This window comes from Streptomyces endophytica (assembly GCF_026153355.1).
GTDB lineage: Bacteria > Actinomycetota > Actinomycetes > Streptomycetales > Streptomycetaceae > Streptomyces > Streptomyces endophytica.
The window spans coordinates 5454290-5479647 of record NZ_CP110636.1; the positions used below are offsets into that span (position 1 = coordinate 5454290).

At 73.2% G+C, this 25358-nt stretch carries 24 protein-coding genes and 3 pseudogenes; 12 read left to right on the plus strand and 15 right to left on the minus strand.

Annotation, left to right across the window (positions count from 1 at the left end):
* Positions 1 to 61: 61 nt before the first annotated feature.
* Positions 62 to 970, plus strand: coding sequence for a LysR family transcriptional regulator (locus tag OJ254_RS24290; RefSeq protein WP_265364053.1), 909 nt, complete (start codon positions 62 to 64; stop codon positions 968 to 970).
* A gap of 341 nt (positions 971 to 1311) precedes the next feature.
* Positions 1312 to 1947, plus strand: a complete 636-nt coding sequence (locus OJ254_RS24295) for a CAP domain-containing protein (protein ID WP_265364054.1) — start codon at positions 1312 to 1314, stop codon at positions 1945 to 1947.
* 151 nt (positions 1948 to 2098) lie between these two features.
* Here OJ254_RS24295 and OJ254_RS24300 read toward each other — a convergent pair whose 3' ends face one another.
* The 4 genes from OJ254_RS24300 to OJ254_RS24315 form a co-directional block, all read right to left on the minus strand.
* Entirely contained in the window at positions 2099 to 3331 is a 1233-nt protein-coding gene (locus OJ254_RS24300) for a cytochrome P450 (protein WP_265364055.1), read from the minus strand.
* A 46-nt stretch (positions 3332 to 3377) separates the two neighbouring features.
* Positions 3378 to 4748, minus strand: coding sequence for an NAD(P)/FAD-dependent oxidoreductase (locus OJ254_RS24305; RefSeq protein WP_265364056.1), 1371 nt, complete (start codon positions 4746 to 4748; stop codon positions 3378 to 3380).
* Positions 4738 to 4947, minus strand: coding sequence for a ferredoxin (locus OJ254_RS24310; protein WP_265364057.1), 210 nt, complete (start codon positions 4945 to 4947; stop codon positions 4738 to 4740). The genes OJ254_RS24305 and OJ254_RS24310 overlap by 11 nt, the downstream gene beginning before the upstream one ends.
* A 141-nt stretch (positions 4948 to 5088) precedes the next feature.
* Positions 5089 to 6849 carry an FAD-dependent monooxygenase gene (locus OJ254_RS24315; protein ID WP_265364058.1) on the minus strand — a complete coding sequence of 587 codons (1761 nt, stop codon included), beginning with the start codon at positions 6847 to 6849 and terminating at the stop codon, positions 5089 to 5091.
* A 183-nt stretch (positions 6850 to 7032) separates the two neighbouring features.
* On the opposite strand from OJ254_RS24315, the gene OJ254_RS24320 reads away from it, so the two are divergent.
* Entirely contained in the window at positions 7033 to 7746 is a 714-nt protein-coding gene (locus OJ254_RS24320; protein ID WP_265364059.1) for a TetR/AcrR family transcriptional regulator C-terminal domain-containing protein, read from the plus strand.
* Between the two features lie 174 nt (positions 7747 to 7920).
* Here the strand turns inward: OJ254_RS24320 and OJ254_RS24325 are convergent.
* From OJ254_RS24325 to OJ254_RS24350, 6 genes and pseudogenes are all read right to left on the minus strand, one after another.
* A pseudogene (locus tag OJ254_RS24325) lies at positions 7921 to 8822 on the minus strand (aminoglycoside phosphotransferase family protein).
* An 80-nt stretch (positions 8823 to 8902) separates the two neighbouring features.
* Positions 8903 to 10135 carry an FAD-dependent oxidoreductase gene (locus OJ254_RS24330; RefSeq protein ID WP_265364060.1) on the minus strand — a complete coding sequence of 411 codons (1233 nt, stop codon included), beginning with the start codon at positions 10133 to 10135 and terminating at the stop codon, positions 8903 to 8905.
* Positions 10136 to 10309: 174 nt separating this feature from the next.
* On the minus strand, positions 10310 to 10885 hold the full coding sequence (locus OJ254_RS24335; protein WP_265364061.1) for an AMIN-like domain-containing (lipo)protein: 576 nt from the start codon (positions 10883 to 10885) through the stop codon (positions 10310 to 10312).
* A 171-nt stretch (positions 10886 to 11056) separates the two neighbouring features.
* On the minus strand, positions 11057 to 11683 hold the full coding sequence (locus OJ254_RS24340) for an alpha-ketoglutarate-dependent dioxygenase AlkB family protein (RefSeq protein ID WP_265364062.1): 627 nt from the start codon (positions 11681 to 11683) through the stop codon (positions 11057 to 11059).
* Between the two features lie 60 nt (positions 11684 to 11743).
* A complete protein-coding gene (locus OJ254_RS24345; protein ID WP_265364063.1) occupies positions 11744 to 12142 on the minus strand; it encodes a DUF4345 domain-containing protein in 399 nt (132 codons plus the stop codon).
* Between the two features lie 28 nt (positions 12143 to 12170).
* On the minus strand, positions 12171 to 13565 hold the full coding sequence (locus tag OJ254_RS24350) for a tetratricopeptide repeat protein (protein ID WP_265364064.1): 1395 nt from the start codon (positions 13563 to 13565) through the stop codon (positions 12171 to 12173).
* 239 nt (positions 13566 to 13804) lie between these two features.
* Here OJ254_RS24350 and OJ254_RS24355 point away from each other — a divergent pair.
* Positions 13805 to 14604: pseudogene (locus tag OJ254_RS24355) on the plus strand (alpha/beta fold hydrolase).
* Here the strand turns inward: OJ254_RS24355 and yczR are convergent.
* Positions 14561 to 16048 (minus strand): MocR-like transcription factor YczR, encoded by a 1488-nt coding sequence (gene yczR, locus OJ254_RS24360; RefSeq protein WP_265364065.1) that lies wholly within the window; start codon positions 16046 to 16048, stop codon positions 14561 to 14563. The pseudogene OJ254_RS24355 and the gene yczR overlap by 44 nt on opposite strands.
* 154 nt (positions 16049 to 16202) lie before the next feature.
* Between yczR and yczE the strand changes: the two are divergent.
* Positions 16203 to 16895, plus strand: a pseudogene (gene yczE, locus OJ254_RS31920) (membrane protein YczE); the annotation flags it as partial.
* Here yczE and OJ254_RS24370 read toward each other — a convergent pair.
* Positions 16894 to 17631: a ribonuclease H family protein gene (locus OJ254_RS24370; RefSeq protein ID WP_265364066.1), complete on the minus strand. Its 738-nt coding sequence runs from the start codon at positions 17629 to 17631 to the stop codon at positions 16894 to 16896. The pseudogene yczE and the gene OJ254_RS24370 overlap by 2 nt on opposite strands.
* Positions 17632 to 17727: 96 nt before the next feature.
* Here OJ254_RS24370 and OJ254_RS24375 point away from each other — a divergent pair, with 96 nt between their 5' ends.
* The 3 genes from OJ254_RS24375 to OJ254_RS24385 all read left to right on the plus strand — a co-directional run bounded on the left by OJ254_RS24375 (position 17728) and on the right by OJ254_RS24385 (position 19917).
* Positions 17728 to 18372, plus strand: a complete 645-nt coding sequence (locus tag OJ254_RS24375; protein WP_265364067.1) for an alpha/beta hydrolase family protein — start codon at positions 17728 to 17730, stop codon at positions 18370 to 18372.
* Between the two features lie 207 nt (positions 18373 to 18579).
* On the plus strand, positions 18580 to 19128 hold the full coding sequence (locus OJ254_RS24380; RefSeq protein ID WP_265364068.1) for a DoxX family protein: 549 nt from the start codon (positions 18580 to 18582) through the stop codon (positions 19126 to 19128).
* A 51-nt stretch (positions 19129 to 19179) separates the two neighbouring features.
* On the plus strand, positions 19180 to 19917 hold the full coding sequence (locus OJ254_RS24385) for a class I SAM-dependent methyltransferase (protein ID WP_265364069.1): 738 nt from the start codon (positions 19180 to 19182) through the stop codon (positions 19915 to 19917).
* A gap of 32 nt (positions 19918 to 19949) precedes the next feature.
* On the opposite strand, the gene OJ254_RS24390 is transcribed toward OJ254_RS24385, so the two are convergent.
* Both OJ254_RS24390 and OJ254_RS24395 read right to left on the minus strand, forming a co-directional pair.
* Positions 19950 to 20423 carry an SRPBCC family protein gene (locus OJ254_RS24390; protein ID WP_265364070.1) on the minus strand — a complete coding sequence of 158 codons (474 nt, stop codon included), beginning with the start codon at positions 20421 to 20423 and terminating at the stop codon, positions 19950 to 19952.
* Positions 20420 to 21196 carry an alpha/beta fold hydrolase gene (locus OJ254_RS24395; protein WP_265364071.1) on the minus strand — a complete coding sequence of 259 codons (777 nt, stop codon included), beginning with the start codon at positions 21194 to 21196 and terminating at the stop codon, positions 20420 to 20422. Before OJ254_RS24395 ends, OJ254_RS24390 begins: the two co-directional genes overlap by 4 nt.
* Positions 21197 to 21260: 64 nt before the next feature.
* On the opposite strand from OJ254_RS24395, the gene OJ254_RS24400 reads away from it, so the two are divergent.
* Both OJ254_RS24400 and OJ254_RS24405 read left to right on the plus strand, forming a co-directional pair.
* Positions 21261 to 21908, plus strand: a complete 648-nt coding sequence (locus tag OJ254_RS24400) for a TetR/AcrR family transcriptional regulator (RefSeq protein ID WP_265364072.1) — start codon at positions 21261 to 21263, stop codon at positions 21906 to 21908.
* Between the two features lie 121 nt (positions 21909 to 22029).
* Entirely contained in the window at positions 22030 to 22731 is a 702-nt protein-coding gene (locus tag OJ254_RS24405; protein WP_265364073.1) for a hypothetical protein, read from the plus strand.
* Between the two features lie 70 nt (positions 22732 to 22801).
* Here the strand turns inward: OJ254_RS24405 and OJ254_RS24410 are convergent, their stop codons facing one another.
* Positions 22802 to 23173, minus strand: a complete 372-nt coding sequence (locus OJ254_RS24410; RefSeq protein WP_265364074.1) for a cupin domain-containing protein — start codon at positions 23171 to 23173, stop codon at positions 22802 to 22804.
* 98 nt (positions 23174 to 23271) lie between these two features.
* On the opposite strand from OJ254_RS24410, the gene OJ254_RS24415 reads away from it, so the two are divergent.
* Complete coding sequence (locus tag OJ254_RS24415) at positions 23272 to 24168, plus strand: helix-turn-helix domain-containing protein (RefSeq protein WP_265364075.1); 897 nt, start codon at positions 23272 to 23274, stop codon at positions 24166 to 24168.
* 213 nt (positions 24169 to 24381) lie between these two features.
* Positions 24382 to 25308, plus strand: a complete 927-nt coding sequence (locus OJ254_RS24420) for a carbohydrate kinase family protein (RefSeq protein WP_265364076.1) — start codon at positions 24382 to 24384, stop codon at positions 25306 to 25308.
* Positions 25309 to 25358: the final 50 nt, after the last annotated feature.

A 25358-nucleotide genomic window follows, 5' to 3' on the forward strand; every position in this document is an offset into this window, starting at 1 on the left:
GCCATCGCGTCCAACGATAAATCTTGCTGGGCTCCATCGGATATCGCGATAGCGTGGGGGAATGGAGACCCGGCTTCTGGAATCGTTCGTGGCGCTCGCGCGAGCGGGCAGCTTCACCGCCGCGGCCCGCGCCCTGCATCTTGCGCAGTCCACGGTCACCGTCCAGATCCGCACGCTGGAGAAGGAGTTGGGGACGCCGCTGTTCGACCGGCTGCCGTCGGGGACGGTCCCGACCGCCGCCGGGCTGCGGCTGCTGGAGGAGGCCGAGGCGGTGCTCGACGCGGTGGCCCGGCTGCGGGCGACGGCCTCGGGCTGGCACGGCGACGCGGCGGGCGGGACGGTGGCGGGCCAGGTCACGATCGGGGCGGCGGACTCGCTGTGCGCCTCGCGGCTGCCGTCGGTGATCGCCGCCCTGCGGCGCGCCCATCCCGGGCTGGAGGTCCATCTGAACGCCGTCGGTACGGCGGCGGCGGTGGACGGGCTGCGCAGTGGCCGGCTCGATCTGGCCCTGGTGCTGGAGCCGGAGGTGGATGAGAGCGATCTGCCGGCCCACCGGATCGCCGAGCTGCCGTTGGCGTACGTCGCGGCGCCGGACCATCCGCTCGCCGGGCGGACGGCCGGCTGGGAGGAGCTGGCCCGGGAGAGCTTCTTCGTCCACGAGGAGGGCTGCTCCTACAGCGACCGGCTGGTCCGTGCCCTGCAGGGTGTGCCGGGAACTCGTCCCGGAATCACCCGATTCGGCAGCATCGACGCCGCCCGCGCGTGTGTGGCGGCGGGGCTGGGGCTGACCCTGCTGCCGGAAGTGACGGTCGAGGGGCAGCTGGCGGACGGCCGACTCGCCGCCGTGCACGGGCCCGAGGCCCCGCCCGTGCCCGTGCAGCTCGTCCGGCACCGCAGGCGGTGGTTCTCGCCGGGGGCCCGGGCGGTCACCGAGGAGCTGACCGCCGCCTTCGCCGACACCTCCCTGTGACATCCGCCATAGCCTCCACCGGCCGCCACTAAGCCGGCTAGTAGTAATCCCTTCCACGGACATAGGGGATTTGTCCGCCTTGAGGTGGCGATTCCCCGTGGATGCCCGGACGGCCTGCGGCACGTCGACCCTTCGTCCCCACGAGACGAGCATGACGGCCCTTCTGACGGGGCGACAGGCATTCCGGGGAATTGGCCGCACCGGGCAGCACACCTCACCGCCGGCGACAAGGGCCGACTCGCACTACTAAACGCATTAGTAGATACCCCTCCGCTCTTTCCTTGCCTTATGCGCCGGGGCTTTCCAAAAATGACGACCCCCATTACCGAGTGAGGTCATCGATGACGAAGCACCGCCGGACGAGGCATTACCGGAAAATAGCCATCGGCGCCCTGGCCGTCAGCGCGCTCGCCGTGCCGACCGCCGCCATGGCATGCCTGAACGGACCGGGTGAAGGCCATTGGGGCCACGGGAAATGGCACGGGAACGCTCATCGCCACCACCACTGGGCAAGCGCCGGATCGCAGGCGAAGCCGAGCACGGGGACCACCCAGAAGCCCGCCGCGACGCCGAGCCCGACGGCGAGCGGCGCGCCGGCCTCCGGCACCGCGGCCAGCATCCTGAAGCTGGTCAACAGCGAGCGCAGCAAGGCCGGTTGTTCCCCGCTGAAGCTCAATGCGAAGCTGACGAAGGCGGCGCAGGACCACAGCAAGGACATGGCCGCGCACCGGAACATGTCCCACACCGGTTCCGACGGATCGGACCCCGGCCAGCGGATCACCCGCGCCGGGTACCGGTGGAGCGCGTACGGCGAGAATGTCGCCTACGGATATTCCTCGCCGGCGAGCGTGATGAAGGGCTGGATGAACAGCCCCGGCCACAAGCGCAATATCCTCGACTGCTCCTTCAAGGAGCTCGGTGTCGGCCTCGCCCAGCCCGGGGATTACTGGACGCAGGACTTCGGCACGGCCGGCTGAGGCAGCCCGGCAGAGCCGGATGAGGTACTCCCGGAACGGCCGGATGAGGCAGTCCCGTAACGGCCGGATGACGGCCGGCTGAATTCCTCCGGCCTCCGCCGTTTCCGGTCTTCCGCCGCGTTCCGATCTTCCGCCGCGTTCCGCGCGGTCCTCAGCCACCCGCCCGGTCGTGATCGATCAGCAGGTGCCGGGGGCCGCGCAGGACGGGGCTGCGGCGGTACGGGGGCGGGTCCTCGACGAGCCGGGGAGCGTCGAGGTGCTGGATGAGGGCGGTGAGCGCGGCCTGGGCCTCCAGCCGGGCCAGCGGGGCGCCGAAGCAGCTGTGGACGCCGCCGCCGAAGCCGAGGTGCTGGTTGTCCTCGCGGCCCGGGTCGAACCGGTCCGGTTCGGGGAACCGCCGCGGGTCGCGGCTGCCGGACGCCAGCACGAGGATCAGCGGGGCGCCGCGCGGGACGGTGACGCCGTTGATCTCGATGTCGGCGAGCGGGGTGCGCTGCGGCAGCATCTGCACCGGCGGCTCGTAGCGCAGGAGTTCCTCGACCGCCCGCGGCATCAGCGCCGGGTCGTTGCGCAGGCGCTCCAGCGCCTCGGGGTGGCGCAGCAGGGTGAGCATGCCGTTGGTGATCAGGTTGACGGTCGTCTCGTGTCCGGCGATCAGCAGCAGCACGGCCGTCGTCATGATTTCGAGCTGGTTGAACCCGCCGTGGTCGGGTCCCGGGTCGGTGGCGAACGCGGAGAGCATGTCGGCGCCGGGGTTGTCGCGGCGTGATGCGGCGAGTTCGCCGAGGTAGAGGCCCATCGCCCGGCGGGCGTCGGCGGCCGCGCGCTGCCGTTCGGTGGGATCCGCGCCCCGGGCGGGGTCGAGCCCGGACACGATCGTGTCCGACCAGCCGCGGAACGTCGGCTCGTCCTCGGTCGGTACGCCCAGCAGCCGGCAGATCACGGTGACCGGCAGCGGGTAGGCGAACTCGTCGACGAGGTCGATGCGGTCCTTGGTCCGGAGCTGGGCCAGCAGGTCCTGGACGATGCGGGTGATCTCGCCGTGCAGGGCGTCGATCCGGCCGGGGTTGTGGGGCGGCCCGAAGGAGCGCATGGCGAGGCCGCGCAGCCGGTGGTGTTCGGGGTCGTCCAGGCCGATGAAGGACGGCGGGATGCCCTGCTCCTCGTCGCCCGGCTCGTCGGGTTCGGTGCGGTTGCGGCGGTCGGAGCTGATCCGCGGGTCGTGCAGCAGGGCGGTGATCTCGTGGTACGTCCCGACCAGGTAGCTGCCGTTCTGCTGCCGGGCCACTCCGTGCTCGCGCAGTTCGGCGTAGAGCGGGTACGGGTCGGGCCGGCTGGCGTAGTCCGTGATCCGCTCGATGAGGGTCTCGGGGTCCGCGGCCATGGGCGGGGCTCCTCACACGGTGGGGGACGGTGGTCCGTCCGTGGTCTCAGCGGCCCGGTTGGACCAGGGTCAGGCGACGGTCGGGCAGATGGCCGGTGAGGGCGACGGTCGGGCCGTGCGAGAGCACCTTGGGGTCCGGGACGTCGGAGGGGACCGGGGCCGGGGACTCGCCCTGGTCGGCGGCGCCCGGCGCGGGCGGGAACGGGGCAGCGGTCTCGATCAGGCGCTGGTAGTACTCCAGCGATTTGCCCTGGTTGACGCTCACCGCCGCGGTGACCCGCCCCCGGTAGCCGTAGACGGCGACCAGCCGGAGCTCCTTGAGGGAGCCCTGGGCGATGACCACCTGGTCGGAGAAGGTGGGGACGCCGACCGATTTGATGTTCAGGCCGAACTGGCTGGACCAGAACGCCGGCACGGTCAGGTGCGGGCGCCGGCGCGGCCCGGGGTTGACCATGTTGTGGGCGGCCACCTCGGCCTGGGCGACCGCGTTGCCCCAGTGCTCCAGGGACAGCAGCTGGTACTCGAAGAGCGGGTGCGGGAACCGCGCCACGTCGCCGGCCGCGAAGACGTCGTCGGTCACGATGCCGTACATGTCGAACGCCCGGCAGCCCGCGTCGCAGGTGACCCCGCGCGGCCCGGCGGCGATGCCGGATTCGGCCACCCACTCGGTGTTGCGGACCGCGCCCAGGGCGACCACGGCGACGTCGGCGTCGATCCGCGTGCCGTCGGAGAACCGGGCGCCGATGAGCCGCCCGGCGCGGTCGCCCTCCAGGGCGGTGACCGTCACGCCGCAGCGCAGGTCGACGCCGTGCGCGCGCTGCAGTTTGGCGGCGAGGGCGCCCAGCGTGCCGCCGAGGGCACCGACGAGCGGCGCCGGTCCGCGTTCGGCGACGGTCACCGCGAGGCCCCGCTCGATGCAGCCGGAGGCGATCTCCGAGCCGGTGAAGCCGGCGCCGATGACCAGGACGCGGCGCGGCCCGGCGTCCAGCCGCGCGGCGAGCCCGGCCGCGTCCCCGCTCGTGCGGAGGGTGAACACCCCTTCCAGGGCGGCCTCTTCCGGGTTCGGCCAGGGCCGGGCCCGGGTTCCGGTGGCGATCAGCAGCCGGTCGTAGGGCTCCTCCGTGCCGTCGGCGAGCAGCACGCGCTTGCCCAGCGGGTCGAGCCCGGTGGCCCGTACGCCGAGCCGCCAGTGCGCGTCCACCGGGCGGCGCCGCGGCAGCCCGGTGTCGCCCGCGGAGACCCGGCCGAGCAGGACCTGCTTGGAGAGCGGCGGCCGGTCGTACGGCGGCTGGGCCTCGTCGCCGATCAGGGTCAGCGAGCCGGCGAAGCCCTCGTCGCGCAGCGTCTCGGCGGCGCGCAGACCGGCGAGCGAGGCACCGACGATCAGGATCCGGCCGTCGCGAGGGTCACCGTTCACCGGTACCGGCCTCCTCCCCCACGAGGATGGCCTGCACCGGGCACGCGGCGACCGCGCGCAGCACGCGTTCCTGCTGCCCGTCCGGGACGACCGGGTGGTACAGCAGGGCTTCCTCACCGTGCATCGTGAACACCTCGGGGGCGAGGAAGGCGCACTGGGCATACCCCTGACAGCGATTGAGGTCGACGACGACGTTCATCGGTCCGCTGCCACTCCTCTCACCCCGTCGCTCCGGCAGGTCCGCAGGCGCGCGGTGGGCGTTGACTCGTCGTCCCTGTCTACCGCGGGCCGCGGAGCGGGGCAGGTGGAGCGGGGCCGTTGGAGGGGCGGGCGGTCCCTGCTACGCGCGGCCGCCGGATTCCGGTTCGCGGTCCCGGGCGAGCAGGCGGACGAGGGCCGCGGCGAGGGCATCGGCCGGGGCGCCGGGCAGGGTGGCCGCTCGCCAGGCGACGAACTGATCGGGCCGTACGAGGAGCGCACCGTCCCCGGCGAGCCCGGCGATGCCGGGCCAGTGTCCTGCCGGATCGGTCACCGCGGCGCCGGGCGCGATCAAGTGCGCCGCGAGGTCCACGCCGAGTCGGTCCGCCACGTCCCGTGCCGCGGTCACCCAGGCGTCCCCGCCGGGTCCGGTGAGCAGGGTGAAACGGGACCGCACCAGGTCGAGCGTGGAGAGCCGGCGTCCGTCCCCGGCGAGCCAGAGGTGCGGGAGGCGGGAGCCGGGGGTGCCGTCCAGGATGCGTGCGCCGTCGTCCGGGTCGGGGAGTTCGGGCTGCGGGTCGAGCACGGCACCGGAGGCGTAGCGGTATCCGAGGTGCACCACCATCGGGTCGAGCGCGCCGGCCGCGCGCCGCGCCGCGGCCATCTGCGGGCTGCGGTCCCAGTGCAGCCGGGGGTCGGCCAGCCGCAGCAGGGACTGCTCCAGCGCGAGGGCCGCGACCGGGCGGCGTTCGGCCTCGTAGCTGTCGAGGAGGGCGGGGCCGGCGTGGCCGCCGAGCACGGCGGCCAGCTTCCAGGCGAGGTTGTGGGCGTCGGCGATCCCGGTGTTGAGGCCGAACGCCCCGACGGGCGGCACGGTGTGCGCCGCGTCGCCGATCAGGAACACCCGCCCGTCGCGGAAGCGGTCGGCCAGCTGGGCCCGGGGCCGCCACGGCAGGGTGCTGAGCACCTCGACGTCGAGGCCGGGCGCGCCGATCGCGCTGCGGATCAGCGACCGGCAGTGCTCGGCGGTGAACGCGTCCAGCGTCGGAGCGGTGCCGGGCGCCGCTGCTTCGTGCCGCTGCGGATCAGGCGCGTCCCAGCCGTCCGTGCCCGGGTCGTACGGCGTGTGGAAGATCCACTCCTCGGCGCCGTCGACGGTCAGCAGCATGCCGGGGGCTTCGGGGTTCGTGATGTCGCAGGAGACGAAGGACCGGCCCTCGGTGTAGGGGCGGAGGTCGGCGCGGAAGAGGATGTTCACCATCGGCGCGCCGAGGCCGCCCGGACCGGAGGTGCCGATGCCGAGCGCGGTCCGCACCTGGCTGCGGGCACCGTCGGCGGCCAGGAGGTGGTCCGCCCGGACGACCCGGCGGCCGCCCTGCCCGTCGGGGCCGGGCGGGGTCTCGACGGTCGCGGTGACACCGTCCGCGTCCTGCTCGAAGGAGAGCAGGCGGGTCGCATGGTGCACCAGCGCGCCCCGGTCGCGGGCGGCGGGCAGCAGGACGGAGTCGAGGCGGTGCTGGGGGCAGGTGCCGCGCAGTGCGGTCGGGGTGAACCGGCCCGGGTCGTCGGAGCCGGCCGCGGGCAGTGCGGTCGTGGGCACCGGCTCGGGGAACACGGCCGTGGCCAGCGTAGTGGCGGAGATCTTGCCGAGGTTGCCGCCGGACATGTCGATCGCCACCGCGTCGACCGCCTCCGCGATCCCCGTCTCCCGGAGGAATTCCACGGTCCGTGGGCCGAGGCCGGTGGCGCGGGGGTGGCGGGACGGCCCGTCCTGGCTCTCGACGACGAGGCACGGGACGCCGTGGTGGGCCAGGAAGAGCGCGGCGGACAAACCGACCGTGCCGCCCCCGGCGATCAGTACGGGGATGTGGGCGGGCATCGGGCGTGCAGGGTTTTCGGGCATGACAACTCCCCCGTCATGGCGCTGCTGAGCAGGCGATGGAGACCACGGCGAGCCCGAATGAGAACACCGTAGCCATAACGGAAACACCGTAGCCATTGCGATACGCTGTGCGCAACGGACGCAGGTGAACCGGGAGTTCGGAGCCCGGGACGACCGGCACCACCCACTACGAGGAGGACTGCGATGGCCGACGCGGCGAAGGAGCCCGCGCCACCCCTGGTCTGGACGAAGGACCGGCGCACCCCGCGCCGCCAGGCCCCGAGCGTGGAGCAGATCGTGCGGACGGCCCTCGCGATCGCGGATGCCGAGGGACTGCCCGCGGTGTCGATGCGCCGGGTGGCCGCCGAGCTCCGGTCCGGCACCGCCTCGCTCTACCGCTATGTCGCCAGCCGGGACGAGCTGCTCGACCTGATGATCAACGAGGTGCACGGCGCGGAGGAGCCGCCCGCACTGACCGGCGAGTGGCGCACCGACCTCGGGAACGTGGCGCGACAGGTGCGGGCCGGTCTGCTGCGGCACCCCTGGCTCGGCACCGAGCTCACCGGCCGCCCGGCGCTCGGCGCGCACTCGCTGCGCCACCACGAGGTCGCACTCACCGCGGCCGGTGCGCTCACCCCGGACATCACCCTCGCGACCCGCGTCGTCGACACCGTGCTGGCGTACGTGCACGGCGCGGCCACCCATGAACTCGCCGAATCCCGGGCCCAGCAGCGGACCGGCCTGACCAAGGAGCAGTGGCGGGCCAGCGTGGGTCCGTACATGCGCGAGGTCATCGAGGGCGGCGGGTACCCGCAGCTCGCCCGCCGGGTGATCGAGGCGGAGGACACCGGGCCGGACGAGCGGTTCGAGTTCGGCCTGCGGTGCGTCCTCGACGGCCTCGGGGCCCTCAGCGCCTGAATCGCCATGCTCGTCGTCGTCATGCGCGGCCTCCTGCGCAAGGCGACGGATCTGCAGGCCGAGATGGCCGAGGTGGTCTGATGGCGAGGAGCCTCGCGGACGAGGGCTGAGGAGCCTCGGTCCTCAGCCGGTGGCCTCAGCCCTCCCCCGGAACCTCAGCCCTCCCCTGGAACCTCAGCCCTCTGCCAGCACCGCCCGGATCACATGCCGGGCGTTGCGCGCCATCGTCGGGTTGGTGTGCCGGTAGTACGGCAGCGCGATCAGCGCCTGGGAGAGCGTCCGGGCCCGGCCGCGGGTCCAGGTGGCGTCGTCCACGTCCAGCGCCTCGCGGAACACCTTCCGGGCGTCGGCCGGCAGCAGGTTCCACGCCGGGAACAGGTCGCAGGCCGGATCGCCCGCCCCCATGCACCCGAAGTCGATCACCGAGGTCAGCCGGCCGCCGTCCACCAGCAGATTGCCCGGCATCAGATCGGCGTGCAGCCAGACCGGGGGCCCGTCCCAGCCGGGGGCGCGCAGCGCGTCCGCCCACACCGCGGCCACCGCATCGCAGTCCACGGCCTCCTCCGGGATCCCGCGCAGTTCCTCGACGGCCGCCCGGGTCGCCGCGTCGAGCGAGGCGAGCGGACCTCCGCGGTAGGCCGCGGGCGCCCCACGGAGGGTGAGGCTCCGCATCGCCGTCACGAACCCGGCCAGATCCTCGGCCAGCAGCACCGGCTCGCTCAGCGCGCCCGCCTCCGGGTTCTCCCCCGCCAGCCACCGGTACACCGACCACGGCCACGGATACCCTCGGCGGCCTCCCCGGCCGCGAGCACCTCGGGGACGGCCGTCGGCAGCCGCGGCGCGAGACGGGGCAGCCACTCCTGTTCCAACGCGATGTCCGGGGCCCCACCCTCCACCAGCGGCAGCCGTACGACCATGGCGTCGCCCAGCCGGTACATGGCGTTGACCGTGCCGCCGGACGGAAACCGTTCCACCGGCAGCTCGGCCCAGTGTGGGAACTGCCCGGCGATCAGCCGCCGTACGAGGTCGTCGTCGAGGGGGTACGGGCCGGGACGCCTCTGCCCTGTGCTGCTCATGGGGCGCCATCCGACCGCCGGACGGCGGCGGGCGTCAAACGGTTTTCGGGGCCGGCGAACCGGCCGGCGCGGCGAGCCGGTCAGCGCACCGAGGCGGCCGGCGGGCGTTCGCGCAGGGCTCCGTAGGCGAGGAAGTACGCCGGCACCCGGTTCAACCACCGGGAGCGGGTGAGCAGTTCGGCCAGCCGCTCGGTGCGCCGCGGATGGCCGGACGGGGGCCGGCCGGTCAGCACCGGCTCGATGACCCGGGCGTGCGCCACCCGTTGCAGATCTTGGGTGAGCACCGTCGTCGGCCACCGGCGGCGCTGGACGCCGCGGACGTCCGACAGGCCCACCGTCCCGGCGCGCAGCGGTTCGACGAGGTAGCGGGCGGCGGCCACCGCGTCCTCGACGGCGAGGTTGATGCCGATGCCGAAGACCGGTGACATCGCGTGCGCGGCGTCACCGATGCACAGCAGCCCCGGCCGGTGCCAGCGCCGCAGCCGGTCGAGGCGCACATCGAGGAGTTTGACCTCGTCCCAGGACCGCACGGCGTGCGCCCGGTCGGCGAGCCAGGGAACGGCGGCGGTGAACTGGTCCATGAACGCGTCGAGGCCGGCGGCACGGCGTTCGGTGTCGGTCCCCTTGGGGATCAGCCCGGCGCACTGCCAGTAGTCGCCACGGTCGATCATGGCGGTGAGGAAGCGGTCGCCGACGCCGCCCACGAGCCCGTGCGGATCGCCGTCCCGCCGCGGCAGCCGGAACCACCAGGCGTCCATCGGGCAGGCGAACTCCTCACGTCCCAGTTCGGGCAGCGTCCGGGCCAGCGAGCCGCGGCCGTCGCAGGCCACGGTGAGGGTGGCCCGCAGCTCCCCGGTGCGTCCGTCGGACGTGCGGTACCGCACCCCGGACACCCGCCCCCCTTCCATGAGGAACGACGTCGCCTCCGTACTCATACGGACGGAGAACGACGGCTCCTGCCGGGCCTCGTCGGCCAGGAGGTCGAGGAGGTCCCACTGCGGCACCATCGCGATGTAGTTGAATTTGCCCGGCAGTGACCCGATGTCGCCGACGGTGACCAGCGAACGGCCAGGCCCGAGCGGCAGCTGAACGCTCGTCACCCGCCGCTGCGGCAGGGCCGCGAACCGCTTGCCCAGGCCGAGGTCGTCCAGCAGCGCCAGCGTCGAGGGGTGCACGGTGTCGCCGCGGAAGTCGCGCAGGAAGTCGCCGTGCTTCTCCAGGACGGTGACCTCCACGCCGGCCCGGGCCAGCAGCAGGCCGAGGACCATTCCGGCGGGCCCGCCGCCCACCACACAGCACGTGGTCCGTTCCATCGCCAGCTCCTTCCGCGGAATTCCCGGGTCCGCCACACCCGCACCAGGCTGCGCACGGGCATCGGCACAGGCATATATGCCCGGACGCCCCGGTGGCCAGACCCGGGGCCGGGCCGGCCCCGGGGTCCGCTGTGCCGGAGCGTGGTTTACCGCTTCACCGCAGGAGGCCGCGGCTCACCAGGTGTGGGCGACGTCCACGATCAGCTGGTTGCCGGACTGCTGCACCCGGAACGGCAGCTTGGCCCGCACGCCGAGGCCGATCTGCGTCTGGCCCTCGAAGCTCGCCCCGAAGCGGGTGTCCTTGAAGGTCCGGTATCCGCTGATGTTCACGCCCGGCAGCGGCTTGCCGGCCGTCCCGGTGTAGGTCTGCTTGCCGGTCGCCGGGTCGTAGCTCGGGGCGGAGACGTAGACCTGCAGGATGGCACCGCCCTGGACCGGTATCTGCTCGCCGGAGCCGTCCTGGTGGAAGGCGTCGACATAGCCGACGTGGTAGCCGACCTTGCCGGTGGCGCCGCCGATGTCGAAGACCATGCGGTCGTAGCAGGTGTTCTGGCTGGTGGTGATGTTCTTCAACGGCTGGGCGTTCGCCTCGGTCGCGGTCTTGTCGAGGCTCCCCCAGTTCGTCGTGCAGGCGGTGACCGTGCCGTGCGTGCCCACCGGGCCGGTCGCGGCGCCGGCCATTCCGGCCGTCCCGAGCACCCCGGCGCCCGTCAGGACGACCACCGTGGCCGCTGTCGCCAACCGTCGCATTTCTGCCCCCAAAGGAAGGTGATGGATGAAGTCCGCGCGGTAGGACCGACGGGACGGCGCGGACGTTGCCCCGGGGACGCATTCCGGTCAGCGCGCGGCGGAAGTTGTCGTGAAAACGGGGTCGCCGGCCGGGTGCGGGGCCGTGTCGCGGGGCATCGGACGGGCCGCCGGTCAGCGCACGCCGTGCGGCCGGAACTGGATGCTGATCCGCGGTCCGGCCGCCCGGGTGCTCTTGGGTATGGCGTGCTCCCACGTCCGCTGGCAGGAGCCGCCCATGACGATCAGATCGCCGTGCCCGAGCGGCCGCCGTACGGTGCTGCCGCCGCGGCGCGGCCGGAGCAGCAGGTCCCGGGGCGCGCCCACGGACAGGATGGCGACCATGGTGTCCGCCCGGCGGTCGCGGCCGGTGCGATCGCCGTGCCAGGCCACGCTGTCCCGGCCGTCGCGGTAGTAGCAGAGCCCGGCCGTGGTGAACGGTTCGCCCAGTTCGTCTGCGTAGTGGGCGCAGAGCGCCGCCCTGGCCTCGGTGAGGACGGGGTGCGGCAGGGGGTCGTCGGCCTGGTAGAAGGCGAGCAGCCGCGGGACGTCCACGACATGGTCGTACATCTGGCGGCGCTCGGCCTGCCAGGGAACGTCCGCGGCGAGCCGTACGAACAGCGCGTCCGCGCCGCTCAGCCAGCCGGGCAGCAGATCGATCCAGGCCCCGTCACCGAGCTCGGTCCGGCGTATGCCGCGCAGCGGGCCGAGACGGATCTCGTCGGTCTGGTCGAAGAGCGAGCCCTGGAGTTGCGTGCCCATGCCTCCAGCGTACCGAGAGATTCGAAAATCTGTTCTGTCGCCCGTCCGGCAGGTCGCCGGTCAGGGCTCCGCGGTCGCCGCCCGGGTCCGCTCGTCCGCGTCCGCCAGCCAGAAGTACACCGGCGGCAGCACGAGCTCCAGGACGGTCAACGGGACCTGGAACCACTGCGGCGGACCGTGCACCGCCAGCGAGAGCAGCCGGCCGATCCCGCCGAGCAGGAAGATCCCGGCGAGCGCGCGCACCGCCTTCGCCGGGATCGGTGACTGCCGGGCCGCCCAGATCCAGGCCAGTCCGTACCCGAGGAAGATCGCGTTGTAGAACCGCTCCCGGCTGTCCACCGTCGCACCGGCCGATCCCTCGCCCGGCACCGAGGCGATGCCCAGCACGAGGTGGAACGCCCCGATCGCCACACAGGCGATTCCCATGGCCCACACCAGCCACCTGAGCACTCGATCCATGACCGTTACCCCCTTCGTCCCGTGCGGCTCAGGCCGTGGCCTGGTCGGTGGCGCGCCGGCGCGCGGCGGTGGCCCCGGCGGGGTCGCCGAGCAGGTCGGCGAGCCGGGCCTTGGCGGACCAGTTGTACGGGCAGACCGGGCGCAGGTTGGCGCGTTCGCTGAGCAGGGTGCGGGCCAGGTCCGTCCGGCCCGCGTGGAGGGCGGCCTCGACGAGGGTGCGCTGGATCGCGTCCCGCTGGGCGTGGCTGCCGCCGAAGTCGTTGAGGCGGTGGCGGACGGGCAGCAGGTGCTCGACGGCCGCGGCGTGGTCGTGCCGGCCGTAGGCGATCAGGGCGCGGCAGACCGGCAGGCCGATCTCCGCGGTCATCCACCGGTTGGAAACCACGGGGGCCGAAGTCACCCAGTTCTCCCGGTCCTTGACGAGGCGCTCCGCCCGGTCGATGCGGTCGGCGCCGACGTAGGCCATGACGGCATGGGCGTCGTTGAAGGCGTAGTGCGGACCGTCGGCCCGGCGCTCCCAGGCGTCGGCGAGCCGGGCCCAGCGGGTGCCCTGGTCGTCGCCGGCCAGATGGAGCCGCCACAACAGGGCGGCGGCGTCCAGCAGTTCCATCGCCGCGCCCGGGGACCCCTCGCGGTGCAGGGCCGCGTCGTAGATCTCCAGGACCCGGGCGGTGTTGCCGGTCTCCAGGGTGAAGAGGGCGTAGTGCCACCAGTTGTGGACGGTGAGGAGGGTGTCGCCGGACCAGTCGCCGGTGCGGTCGTCCAGGAAGCGGATGCCGTCGGTGAAGCGTCCGCGCATCTCGTAGGTGTGCGCGACGCCGTGGATGCCCCAGACGTCGTTCGGGTGCTGCGCGAGGGCGGCCAGACCGGTCTCCTCCGCGCGTTCGTAGTGGCCGGACTCCTCCAGGCCGAAGGCGTACATGCCGAGCAGCGGTCCGTGGTGCGGATCGTGTGTGTCCCAGGCGTCCAGGGCCCCGCCGACCCGGTCGCGCAGCCGCTGGGCGTCGCCGGTGAGGAAGTCGTGCTGGTGCCCGGCGATGAGGGCGAGCACGTCGCGGGGGAAGGCCACGGTGAGGTCGCCGAGGATGCGCCCGGCCCCGTGCAGATCGCCGTCCAGCCAGGTCGTCGCGGCGGCGAGGTGCATCCGCTCACGGGGCGTCAGTTTCCCCTCGTCCAGGTCGGCGAGGAAGCCGTGGAAGGCCGTGCGGGCCTCCGCCGCGTCCTTCTCCTCGGTGCCGAGCACGCCCAGATACGCGGCGAGGGCCCGGCCCATGACCGACCGCGGCGAGTCGGCGAGCACGGCCCGGGCCGAGTCCACCACCCGCGGCCGGAAGAAGAGCAGGTCGTCCAGCGCCTGTTCGTAGTGGCCGAGGGCTTCGGAACTGGTGTCGCTCATCACGTGCCCGTGGCGGTCCGTGGTCATGGAGGGCTCCTGGTGCCGGGAACATCGTCGCTGATGACCATCGTCCCCGGCGCGGACCCGGTTCAGCAGGCGCTTCGCCCGGAACTGGCCGAATCGGCCCAGCCGGGGCGTTCCGGGGACCTTCCGGAAACGCTGCGGGAGGGGACCGGGAGAATGACCGTGCGCACGGGCGTGCGGGTCATTCCGTACGCACCGTGTGGCGCGACATGGGCAAGAGGAACGCTGCGAGGGAGCAGGTTGTGCGAAGTGCCACGGTGACGCCCGGGGGCGACCGGATGCGGTGGGTGGAGCTGCCGGGGGCCGAGCCCTGCCGGGTGTACGTGCACGGGCTCGGCGCCGCGTCGCTCCCGTACTTCACCGAGGTGGCGGTGCACCCCCAACTGGCCGGCCGCCGCTCCCTGCTCGTCGATCTGCTCGGGCACGGCATCAGCGACCGCCCCACGGACTTCGACTACACCCTGGAAGCGCACGCCGATGCCCTGGCCGCCGCCCTGGAGTCGGCCGGGGTCGCCGGGGCCGAGCTGATCGCGCACAGCATGGGCGGTTCGGTGGCGATCGTCCTGGCCGCCCGGCATCCGCGGCTGGTGTCCCGCCTGGTGCTCGTCGACGCCAACCTCGATCCGCTCACGCCGGCGCCCGGGGCCGGCGGCAGCCGCGGCATCGCCGCGTACTCCGAGGAGGAGTTCCGCTCCGGCGGCTGGGCGGAGGTCGGCGAGCGGGCCGGGGCGCACTGGTGGTCCACCATGCGCCTGGCCGGCCGGGAGGCGCTGCACCGCAGCGCCGTCCACCTCGTACGCGGCACCTCGCCGACCCTGCGGGAGCTGCTGCTGGAGCTGGCGGTCCCGCGTACCTACCTGCTCCCGGAGGCCGACGGTCCGCTCCCCGGCGCCGACGCCCTCGTCCGGGCGGGGTACAGGTCGTGGCCGTCCCGGACTGCGGGCACAACATCATGCTCGACAATCCGGCGGGCTTCGTACGGGCCACCGCGGCGGCCCTCACGCCACCCAGTGGGGCCGACGGGCGGCGGACCGGACCGTGAGGTCGTCGGCGAGGGCGGTGGCCATGCGCTGCACCGCCTCGCGCAGGGTGTCCGCCGGCGTGGTGTAGGGAATGCGCAGGCGCTGTTCGAAGAGGCCCGGGTCGGTGGCGAAGTAGGCACCGCTCTCGATCCGCACACCGTGCTCCAGCGCCCGTTCCGCCAGCGCCGAGGCGACCGGCTCGCCCAGGTCGACCCAGAGCGACAGCCCGCCGGGCGGCAGCCGCCAGGTCCACTGCGGGGTGTGCTCGGCCAGGGCCGCGGCGAGGGCGGCGCGTTGCCGGCGCAGCTGTTCCAGGCGGGCCGGCAGCAGGTCCCCGGCCTGCGCCAGCAGGGTGAGGGCCAGCAGCTGGTCCACGACGGAACCGCCCATGTCGGTGGCGACGCGCTGGCCGGCGAGTTCGGTGACGAGCCGGGCGGGGGCCCGCAGCCAGCCGATGCGCAGCCCTCCCCAGTGGGTCTTGCTCATCGAGCCGATGGTGATGACCTGCCCGGTGCCGCCAGGGGTGGCGTGCGAGGCGAACGGCGGCGGGGCGGGGACGTCGAGGGCGAGGTCGGCCAGGGTCTCGTCGATGACCAGCCAGGTGCCGGAGCGCGCCGCCGCGCGCAGGGTGCGGACGCGTTCCCGCTCGGGCATCAGGAAGCCGGTCGGGTTGTGGAAGTCCGGTATCAGATAGGCCAGTTGGGGCACGACCTGGCGCAGGGTGGACTCGATGATCTCGATGTCCCAGCCCTCGTCCGTCACCGGGACCGACACGGTACGGAGCTGGGCGCGGCGCAGGGCCTCCAGGGCGTTCGGGTAGGACGGGTTCTCCACCATGACCCGGTCGCCGGGGCGGCAGAGCAGTCCGATGACGAGGGTGAGGGCGTGCTGGGCGCCGGAGGTCACCAGGATCTGTTCGGGGAGGGTGGGCAGGCCGCGCCGGGTGAAGCGTTCGGCGACGGCGGCGCGCAGGTCGGGCAGGCCGTAGGGGTGGTAGCCGGGGGTGGGGGCGTGCTCGGCCAGTTGCGGGGCGACCTGGGTGAGGGCGTCGACGAGCGTCTGCTGCGGCAGCCCCGGGGCGGCTCTGGCCAGGTCGATCGCGGTGTCCTGCGGGCCGATGAGCCGTGAAATGCCGCGCGGGGTACGGCCCTCGGGCAGGTCCGTCCAGGTGCCGGAGCCCTGCCGGCTGTGCGCGTAGCCGCTCTCGCGCAGCAGGTCGTACACGGCGGTGATGGTGGTCCGGCTCGTGCCGAGTGCGACGGCCAGTTCCCGCTCGGCGGGGAGGGTGGCGTGCAGCGCGATGCGGCCGTCGAGGATCAACGTGCTGAGGGCCTGGGCGAGATGGCGGTAGGCGGGCCGGGCCCCCGCCGGGTCGGGCAGCAACGCGGCGAGCTGCCGGGCCCCCACGGTCCGGCCCGGGCGGGGGGCCCGGCCCGCGGGCCGGGACGGAGCTGCGTCCACCACACCATTCTCCTGTGATTGGCCGTGTTGTCCGGGCCAATCACTCTACAGAGTGGCCGCATTGGCCTGGAACGCGGGCCGGAAGGCAACTGTGCAGACGGAGGTGACGCCGTACGTGGAGACGTACGGCGTCACGTACGGCAGGAGGCAACCGCCCATGCGGCAGGACATCACCACGACGGACCGGGATCGTCGCCCCCGGAAGGCCCCGGTGCCCGCCCCTCCCCCGCTCACCCATCTCCCCCTCGCCGAGCGCCCGTTGCGGCGGCTGCTCCAACTGTTCGCCGGCCTCACCCTCTACGGATGCAGCCTCTCGCTCATGGTGCGGGCCGGACTGGGGCTCAGTCCCTGGAGCGTGCTGAACGAGGGGCTGGCGGAGCGCACCGGCCTGAGCTTCGGCACCCTCACCGGCCTCGTGGGGGCGCTCGTCCTGCTCCTGTGGATCCCCCTGCGGCAGCGGCCCACCTTCGGGACCTTCGCCAACATCGTGGTCCTGGCGGGCTCGTCCGACCTCGGCCTCTGGCTCCTCCCCCGGCACCTCGGGCTCCCCGCCCGGATCGGCCTGCTCACCGGCGGCGTGCTCCTCAACGCGTTCGCCATCGCCGTCTACGTGGGCGCGCGGTGCGGCCCGGGCCCCCGGGACGGGCTGATGACCGGCGCGTCCGCAGCCACCGGGCGATCGCTCCGGCTGGTCCGGACGCTGATCGAGATCAGCGTGCTCGTCGTGGGCCGGCTGCTCGGCGGAAGCGTCGGTGCCGGCACCGTGCTGTACGCGCTCGCGGTCGGCCCGACGACCCAGTTCTTCCTGCCTCGGTTCGCCTACCGGAGCCCCGCCGAAGGCGGCCCGGTCAGTCCGCGGCCGCGCCGACGCCGTCGCGGCAGTCCGGGTGGCCCCAGCCGTCCGGGTTCTTCGCGATGGGTTCCCCGGCCGCGTACGAGCGTCCGCAGCGGCAGCGGCCGGGGAACTTGGCGTTGAGCGTACGGCCGGAACTCCCGGACGTACGGCGGCGCGGTGTGGAGGCCGTCTTCGCCGTGGGGCCGGCGGTGGCGCGGCGGCGGGTGCCGGCCGGCCGGGCGCTGTCCGCGGCGGCCGGCGGCTCCGGCGACCCGAGGGCGCTGCCGGCGGCCTCCTGGACGGTCGCGGCCTGGCTGGCGGCGCGGTCGGCGAAGTCGTTGAGCCGGTCGCCGTCCACCTGGTGCGCGGGCACATAGCGGAATTCCACCGTGCGGCCGGCGAGCAGTTCGTCGATGCGGACGACGAGTTCCTGGTTGGCGACGGGCTTGCCGGCGGCGGTCTTCCAGCCCTTGCGCTTCCAGCCGGGCAGCCAGGTGGTGACGGCCTTCATCGCGTACTGGGAGTCCATCCGGATCTCCATCGGCAGGGCCGGGTCGGTGGCCGTGAGCAGGCGTTCCAGCGCCGTGAGCTCCGCGACGTTGTTGGTGGCGGTGCCCAGCGGACCGGCCTCCCAGCGGACGACGGTCTCCCCGGCATCGGCGAGGACCCAGGCCCAGCCCGCGGGCCCGGGGTTTCCTTTGGAGGCGCCGTCACATGCGGCGATCACGCGTTCAGCCATGCCCGCGATCATGCCAGGTCAGGGGCCGCGGGGCGAAGTCGCGCAGGGCCCGGCCAGCAGTCCCTGCTGTTCGAGCACGGGGTCACCTTCCGCCCCGACTGGGAGCGGGTGATCACGCCGGTCGTCGACTTCCTGACCGCCCGCGCCGACGTCGACGCCGAGCGGCTCGTCCTCGCCGGGATCAGCCAGGCCGGTTACTGGGTGCCCCGCGCGCTCGCCTTCGAGCACCGCATCGCCGCCGCTGTCGCCGATCCCGGGGTCGTCGAGGTGGTGGCGAGCTGGTGGCCGAATCTGGGACCTGACCTGCGCGCACTGTGGGAATCCGGCGACCGCGAGACCTTCGACCGGGTGCTGCGCGAGGCCATGGCGGAGTCCCCCGAGCTGGCCGCCAGGTGGCGCTGGCGGGCGAAACCGTACGGCATCGAGTCGCCCTTCGACCTGCTCACCGAGGTCTCCCGGTACACCGTGCTGCCGGTGGTCCACCGGATCACCACCCCGCTGCTCATCACGGACCCCGAGGGCGAGCACTTCTGGCCCGGCGCGTCGGCACGCCTCTTCGACGCCCTGCCGGGCCCCAAGGAACTGATCCGCTTCACCGAGGCCGAAGGCTCCCACCTGCACTGCGCACCGCTGGGCCGCGCCCTCTTCGAGCAGCGCGTCTTCGACTGGCTCGACGCCCGGCTGGGCATCGATTCCGGGGCCGCGCTGCCGGGGCCGGGCGGCGCTCTTGAAGAGGAAAGGAAATTTTCCTGAGCCTCTAGGCAGCGGCTCCCGGGCGTAGCACCATCGGCCGTAGGGGGCCCGGGCCCGAACCCGCCCGGCCTCCTCCGGACACAGCACTCGACAGGTCGGCACGGACCGGCCTTGCGCCACCCATCTCGACGTTCCCACTGTGAGCGCACCGGCGCCGGTGTTCGACACCGCGGCACCCGACGCGCCGGTGCCGGAATCGACACCATCATGAGATTGCTCGCTGAGCGTCGGCCGGACGTGCAGGCCCGGTCCGACACCCTTCGCTCTCCCCCGCTCGGCGCGGACCTCGGTCTGCTCCTCCTGCGCCTGGCCGTCGGCCTGCTCATGGCCGGCCACGGCGCCCAGAAGCTCTTCGGCTTCTTCGGCGGCCACGGGCTCGGCGGAACCGGCAGGGCCTTCGCCGCCCTCGGTTTCCACCCGGGCAGGTTTTACGCGGGCCTGTGCGGCGCCTCCGAATTCCTCGGCGGCCTCGGGCTCGCGGCCGGTCTGTTCACCCCCCTCGCCGCGGCCGCCGTCATCGGCGTGATGATCAACGCGATGATCCTCGGCGTTCCGCACGGGCTCTGGACGACCGACGGCGGCATCGAGTACCCGCTGTGCCTCGGCGCGGTCGCGCTCTCGATCGCGGCGATCGGGCCGGGGCGTTTCGCGCTGGACCGGCCGTTCCGGTGGCGGGACGGTGGTCTGGGCTGTGCGGCCTTCGCCCTGGGTGTGGGGGGCCTGGGCGCCGCGCTCATACAGCTCCTGGGCCTGTGACGCCGGTCCGGACCGGCCCCTTCGACCGTGGACGGACCTATGCTGAGGCGGATGTTCGCACCCGAAGGTCCCACGTTCCGGGAACTCGCCGTTCAGGCGCTGTCGTCCGTCGAGCACGGCTATGACCTGCTCGCCCCGAAGTTCGACCACACGCCGTTCCGGACGCCGGAGTCGGTGCTGGCTCCGGTGTCGCGGGTGCTGCGCGAGCTCGGCCCGTTCGGGAGCGGCCTCGATCTGTGCTGCGGTACGGGCGCGGGCATGGACGTCCTGCGGCAGGTGTGCCGGGAGCGGGTGACCGGCGTCGACCTCAGCGCCGGGATGCTCGCGGTGGGCCGCGCCCGTGAGCCGGTGCCCGCCCGGGCGCCACGGATGGACTGGGTGCGCGCGGATGCGCGGGCCCTGCCCTTCGGGCCGGTCTTCGACCTCGTGGTGAGCTTCGGGGCGTTCGGGCACTTCCTGCCGGGCGAGCGTCCCGGGCTGTTCGCGCAGGTCCGCTCCGTGTTGCGGCCGGGTGGCCGGTTCGCGTTCCCGATCGCGGCGCCGTCCCGGCCGGGGTCGGCCGCGTATTGGATGCTGGCGGGGTTCGACGCGGCGATGCGGGTCCGCAACGCGCTGTGGCACCCGCCGTTCGTCATGTACTACCGGCCGTTCCGGCTGAGTGCCGTCCGTGCGGAACTGGCGCGTGCCGGCTTCGCCGTACGGCTGCACGCCCTGCCGGAGCTCGGCCGGCGCCCGGACGGCAGCCCCCGGTGCCGGCTCGTGGTGGCCACCCGGGCCGAGGCGGTGTGACGGCCCGCACCCGGCCCGGACCATCCGTGGGATCACGGGAGTTGGCAGGCCGCGCAGAGCCGTCGCAGCGTGGACCGCATACCGGCGCGGTTGCGTGCGGCGCGCCGGCCGGCCGGGGTGCCGGTGAAGAGCAGTCCGAGCGTTTCGGCGATCCGGGAGCGCCAGCCGCCGCGCCGGTGGTCGATCCAGTACTCGGTGACCCGGGTCCCGCTGCCGTCCGCCGCCGGGGCGAAGCGGTAGCCCCAACGGGCCACCGGCAGGCCGAAGGTGGCGACGTCGAAGGCGAACTCCCGGCCGGGTTCGTCGACGACGATCCGGCAGTGGGTGAACCACACCCAGAAGGCCCGGCGGTTGAACCCCACGAACCGGTCGCCGCGCCGCCACACCCCGATGACTTCCGGACTCCACTCCTTCATCCGCCGGAGGTCCGACACGGCCTGATAGAGGACGTGCGGCGGGGCGGTGCACTCCAGGGACTCCTCGGCGGTCCATTCCCGTGCGGTCATCGTGCGGCTCCTTCGTGCTCGGTACCGTCTGCGGCGGTGGGGGCGTGGGTGCGGGCGGCCACGACCGTGGCGGCGTCGAGGATCTGGCGCGTGACGGCGGCCGTGTCGGACAGGACGGAGAGGTGTCCGCAGCCCGGCCGGACGACGAGGCGGCCGTCCCGGCACGCCGCGAGGAAGCGGCGCTCGTCGCGGCGGAGCTGATCGCGGGCCCCGTTCACCAGCCAGACCGGGCCGGGATAGGCCGAGAGCAGGGACACCGGGTCCATCCCGCAGACGGTCTCGATGATGCTCGGCATCAGCTCGCTGCTCAGACCGCCGGCGACCATGGCCTCGGCCAGCGGGGCGGGGAGCGCACGGCGGAAGGCGTAGGCGCTCAGCCGGTTGGCCGCCTCGGGGTGCCTGCCCCCGAGGCGCGCCGCTCCGCGGTAGGCGGTGCGGAGCACTCCGCGGGGTACGGCGGTGCAGCCCATCGCCATCAGCCCGCTGACGCGTTCCGGGTGGCGGGCCGCGGTGGCCGTGGCGACATAGCCGCCCAGGGACAGGCCGATGAGCATCGCCCGGCCGCCGACCTCGTCGATGGCGTCGGCGACCGCCGCCACGGCGCCGGGCAGGGTGAACGGTTCGCCGCGCCGGGAACCGTGGCCCGGCAGGTCGGGGGCGACCGCGGGATGGCGGGTGCCGATCGCGTGGATCACGGGGTGCCACATCGTGCCGCTGACGCGCATGCCGTGGACGAAGACGAGGGGCAGCCCGGCTTCCGAGGGTGGTTTCATGCCCGGCACGCTAACAGGAAATGCAACGCAACGTTGCGTTGTTTTTCGCTGCTAGGCTTCACCCATGAGCGGAAGTGAGCGACCGGGCGGACGCGGGCGGCGGACCGAAGGGGATGAGCGGAGCGAGCGCCCCGGCGGGAAGCGGGCCGGCGGGCCGCGGAAGGCGCAGGAGATCTTCGACGCGACGCTGGATCTGCTCGCGGCCCACGGCTACGAGGGGCTGACCATCGAGGGCGTCGCCCAGCGGTCCGGCGTCAACAAGACCACGATCTACCGCTGGTGGCCCTCGAAGGGCGCCCTTCTGGGTGCCGCGCTCATCGGGGCGCGGCGGCTCGACTTCGAACTGCCCGACACCGGCAGCCTCCAGGGCGACCTGGAGGCCCTGCTCCGGGCGATCGTCACCCTCCTCACCGCACCGCCGTCCTGCGACATCGCGGTGGCGACGCTGGGCGCCGTCACCCACAGTCCCGAACTCGCGGGCCACATAAGGGAGTTCTTCGCCGATCGACTCGCGCGCGAGCTGCCGGTCTTCGAACGGGCCGTCGCCCGCGGCGAACTCGCGGCGGACGCCGATCCCGCACTGCTGGTGGATCTGCTGGCCGGCGCCGCCTGGTTCCGCCTGACGCTACGTCAACTCCCGCTGGACCAGGACTTCGTATCCCGCACCGTCCGCACCGTCCTCAAAGGAGCCAGCGCTCCGGACGCCCTCTAAATGGTCTGTTGCACCCTCAACTACAACTTTGCGAATTCTTGGTGTAGTTGAATCAGTTTTCACACCAGTCTCAGACGCAACAGCGACGGACACGGACGAAAGACACGAGGAGCGGGCGCGCATGAGCACGACGAACCGGCGGAAGAGAGAGCGGACGAGCGGCGGCATACGGTCGGCGAGCCGGGGAGCGGTGCTGTCCGCGGTGGCGCTGGGACTCGTGACCGCGATGGCCGCACCGGCCGTCGCGGCGGACGGCCCGACGCGCGAGCAGCTCATGGCGGACTGCGCCTCCGGCGAGGGCAAGTGCAGCTTCAACGAGCCGGTGCTCGGCAAGGCGTACCTCGGGGACTTCCACCAGGTCTCCGACTCGCTCTTCAACTGCAGCACTTCGGACGCCACCCAGTCGATGGGCTGGTCGGACACGGTGGGTTCGACGGACTCCGCGGGCGTTTCGGTGACCGTCGGCGGCAAGATCGCCGACCTGATCGACCTGAGCGTCACCGCGACGTACAGCCACACCTGGTCCAGTTCGCACACCGAGAACAGCTCCCTCACCATGACCGTCAAGCCCGGTGAGGTCGGCTGGATCTCTCGCGCGCAGGTCATGCAGACCGTCTCCGGCACCTGGCAGACGCACTACGACAGCCCGAAGTGGGGCCACTACTACTGGTTCGTGCCGGACACCGTGACCGGTCCCGCGACCAACGGGACGGACGGGCAGAGCAACGCGGTGACCGTCAAGACCCGCAAGATGACCGCCGCCGAGAAGTCGTCGTGCGGGTCCGGCGCCAAGCACGGGCGGGCGTTCGTGGTGCAGCACTGACGCATCCGCCGGTGCCGCCTCCCGCGTGACGGGAGGCGGCACAGCGACCTGAAGCGGCCGGCGTCCTCGGCTAGTCCAGGACCTCGGCCGCCTTCGTCCTCGGGCCTCCGGCGTCACCGGTGTTGAGCGTGCCGGCCGGTTCGAGCAGCAGGATGGCGGTCTCCTCGTCCGCCACCGGGCAGTGCTCGACGCCTCGGGGCACGACGAACAACTCGCCGGGGCCGAGGACCACATCGCCGTCCCGCAGCTGGATGGTGAGCCGGCCGCTGATGACCAGGAACAGCTCGTCGGTGTCCTCGTGGGTGTGCCAGACGAACTCCCCCTTCAGCTTGGCGAGTTTGACCTCGTAGTCATTGAGGTCGGCCACCTTCTTCTGCGACCACAGGTCGGAGAACTGCGCGAGTCTGTCGGCGAGATTGATCGCGACGGGAGCCTGGGGCATACCGGTCCTTCCTTACCGCACGTCGGCCCGGACCGTTCGCATCCGGGCTGGTGACAGCCTCCCGGACGCCGCGTTCGGCGGTCTTGTACGTTCCTGACATGACTGCAGACCGGCCCCCGTCCGCGCCCCGGCCCCGTACGCCGGTCAACCCGCCGGGTCCGCCGGTCGCCCCACCCCGTACGTCGGTCACGGCCTGGCGGCCCGCCGTGCCGGGCATCTCCGAGGTCCTGCATGCGCATTTCACCGACCACGCCTACCCGGCGCACACCCATGACACCTGGGACCTGATGATCCTCGACGACGGAGCGGTCGACTTCGCGCTCGACCGCGACCGTCATGGCGCGACCGGCACCGGGACGGTCGTCCTGCTGCCTCCCGGTGTCCCCCACGACGGCCGGACGGTCACCGCGACCGGGTTCCGCAAGCGGGTGCTCTACCTCGACACGTCCGTGCTTCCCGAGCGGCTGACCGGTCACGCGGTGGACCGGCCGCTGCTCGACGACGCCCTGCTGCGCCGCCGCGTCCACCAGCTGCACACGGCCCTCGGGGACCCGGGCGACGGGTTCGAGGCCGAGTCCCGGCTGGCCTTCATACGGGAGCGGCTGCACGGGCACCTCGCCACCTGGCGGCCGCGCACGCCCGGCCGCGAGGGAAGCCGGCTGGCCGCCGAGTTGCGGGAGCTGCTCGACGCACGCGTGACGACCGGCCTCTCACTGCGGGAGGCCGCCGCCACCCTGCACGCCCACCCGACGCATCTGATCCGCTGCTTCAAACAGGCCTACGGGCTTCCGCCGCACACCTATCTGACCGGGAAGCGGATCGAGTCGGCGCGCCGGCTCCTGCTCGACGGCCGGCGGCCGGCCGCGGTCGCGGCGGCGGTCGGATTCCACGACCAGGCGCATCTGAACCGGCACTTCACCCGCCACCTGGGCACCACGCCGGCACGGTTCGCCACGGGGGCGGCCCGCGCGCGGCAGCAGGTCACGTACCCGTAGTGGTGGCCTCAGTACACCGAGGCGGTACGCGTCCCGTCGGTGACGGCGGACAACGTCGCCGCGGATCTCGCCGCCCGCGGGCCGGCGAGGGCATGACGCAAGGCGGTTTCCCAAGACCGCACTTCGGGCCGCACCGGCCGGGAAAGGCCGCCATTTCGGCCAACTCTCCTTCTCAACAGTTTGTTGCGCCGCGTGGCTGCCTACAGTCCCGCCATGACGCATGGGCGGGACGCGGTGGACGGCCGGGTGCTGGTGGCCGGGGCCTACTCGGTGGATCTGGTGTTCCGGGGGCCGGCGGAACCCGTCGCGTACGGCACGGAAGTGTGGGCCGACGGCTTCGGGACCGCACCCGGTGGGGCGTACACCCTCGCCATGGGGCTGCGGCGGCTGGGCCGGGAGGCCGTCTGGGCGACGGACTTCGGCACCGCCCCGTTCAGCCGGGAGGTGCTGGCCGCCGCGCGCCACGAGGGGCTGGACGAGCGGGGCTTCCGGCACCATCCGGGCCCCGTGCGCCGGGTGACGGTCGCCCTGTCCCGGCCGGACGACCGTGCGATGGTGTCCTACGAAGACCCGGTCGCCGGCCGCCCGTTGGCCGAGCTGATCGAGATCCACCGGCCGGCGGTGGTGATGCTGCCGCACCTCCAGTACGGACCCGAGGTGTCCGAGGCGCTGGACGTCGCCGACCGCATCGGGGCGGAGGTGTTCATGGACTGCCAGGACTTCCCGGGCACGGTGGACATGCCGGAGGTGGCGAAGGTGCTCGGCAGGGTGGCCGTGTTCGCCCCCAACGCCGCTGAGGCGCTCCGGGTGACGGGGGCCGGTTCCGTGGCGGAGGCGGTCGAGGTGCTGGCCGGGCTGGTGCGCACCGTCGTGGTCAAGCAGGACGCCGCGGGCGCCCTGGCCGCCGAGGACGGTGTACGGATCGCGCAGCCGTCGGTGCCGATGGAGGTCGTGGACACCACGGGGGCGGGAGACTGCTTCAACGTGGGCTTCGTGCACCGGCGGCTGGCGGGCGGGACGCTCGCCCGGTGCCTGGCCGCCGGCGTCGCCTGCGGCGCGGCGGCCGTCACGGCCGCGGGTTCGGCCGCCGCCCCGGACGCGGCGGGCCTGGAGCGCTGGCTCGCGCGTCTCCCCGGATGACCGGGCGGCACCCTCGCGCACCACTGCGGAACGTCTTCCGCGTTCCACCC

Bases quoted from the DNA above. Each gene is read 5' to 3' on its own strand.
- OJ254_RS24290 (WP_265364053.1), top strand. From the start codon at position 62: ATGGAGACCCGGCTTCTGGAATCGTTCGTGGCGCTCGCGCGAGCGGGC.
- OJ254_RS24295 (WP_265364054.1), top strand. From the start codon at position 1,312: ATGACGAAGCACCGCCGGACGAGGCATTACCGGAAAATAGCCATCGGC.
- OJ254_RS24300 (WP_265364055.1), bottom strand. From the start codon at position 3,331: ATGGCCGCGGACCCCGAGACCCTCATCGAGCGGATCACGGACTACGCC.
- OJ254_RS24310 (WP_265364057.1), bottom strand. From the start codon at position 4,947: ATGAACGTCGTCGTCGACCTCAATCGCTGTCAGGGGTATGCCCAGTGC.
- OJ254_RS24315 (WP_265364058.1), bottom strand. From the start codon at position 6,849: ATGCCCGAAAACCCTGCACGCCCGATGCCCGCCCACATCCCCGTACTG.
- OJ254_RS24320 (WP_265364059.1), top strand. From the start codon at position 7,033: ATGGCCGACGCGGCGAAGGAGCCCGCGCCACCCCTGGTCTGGACGAAG.
- OJ254_RS24330 (WP_265364060.1), bottom strand. From the start codon at position 10,135: ATGGAACGGACCACGTGCTGTGTGGTGGGCGGCGGGCCCGCCGGAATG.
- OJ254_RS24335 (WP_265364061.1), bottom strand. From the start codon at position 10,885: ATGCGACGGTTGGCGACAGCGGCCACGGTGGTCGTCCTGACGGGCGCC.
- OJ254_RS24340 (WP_265364062.1), bottom strand. From the start codon at position 11,683: ATGGGCACGCAACTCCAGGGCTCGCTCTTCGACCAGACCGACGAGATC.
- OJ254_RS24345 (WP_265364063.1), bottom strand. From the start codon at position 12,142: ATGGATCGAGTGCTCAGGTGGCTGGTGTGGGCCATGGGAATCGCCTGT.
- OJ254_RS24350 (WP_265364064.1), bottom strand. From the start codon at position 13,565: ATGACCACGGACCGCCACGGGCACGTGATGAGCGACACCAGTTCCGAA.
- OJ254_RS24370 (WP_265364066.1), bottom strand. From the start codon at position 17,631: ATGATCGCGGGCATGGCTGAACGCGTGATCGCCGCATGTGACGGCGCC.
- OJ254_RS24380 (WP_265364068.1), top strand. From the start codon at position 18,580: ATGAGATTGCTCGCTGAGCGTCGGCCGGACGTGCAGGCCCGGTCCGAC.
- OJ254_RS24385 (WP_265364069.1), top strand. From the start codon at position 19,180: ATGTTCGCACCCGAAGGTCCCACGTTCCGGGAACTCGCCGTTCAGGCG.
- OJ254_RS24390 (WP_265364070.1), bottom strand. From the start codon at position 20,423: ATGACCGCACGGGAATGGACCGCCGAGGAGTCCCTGGAGTGCACCGCC.
- OJ254_RS24395 (WP_265364071.1), bottom strand. From the start codon at position 21,196: ATGAAACCACCCTCGGAAGCCGGGCTGCCCCTCGTCTTCGTCCACGGC.
- OJ254_RS24400 (WP_265364072.1), top strand. From the start codon at position 21,261: ATGAGCGGAAGTGAGCGACCGGGCGGACGCGGGCGGCGGACCGAAGGG.
- OJ254_RS24405 (WP_265364073.1), top strand. From the start codon at position 22,030: ATGAGCACGACGAACCGGCGGAAGAGAGAGCGGACGAGCGGCGGCATA.
- OJ254_RS24410 (WP_265364074.1), bottom strand. From the start codon at position 23,173: ATGCCCCAGGCTCCCGTCGCGATCAATCTCGCCGACAGACTCGCGCAG.
- OJ254_RS24415 (WP_265364075.1), top strand. From the start codon at position 23,272: ATGACTGCAGACCGGCCCCCGTCCGCGCCCCGGCCCCGTACGCCGGTC.
- OJ254_RS24420 (WP_265364076.1), top strand. From the start codon at position 24,382: ATGACGCATGGGCGGGACGCGGTGGACGGCCGGGTGCTGGTGGCCGGG.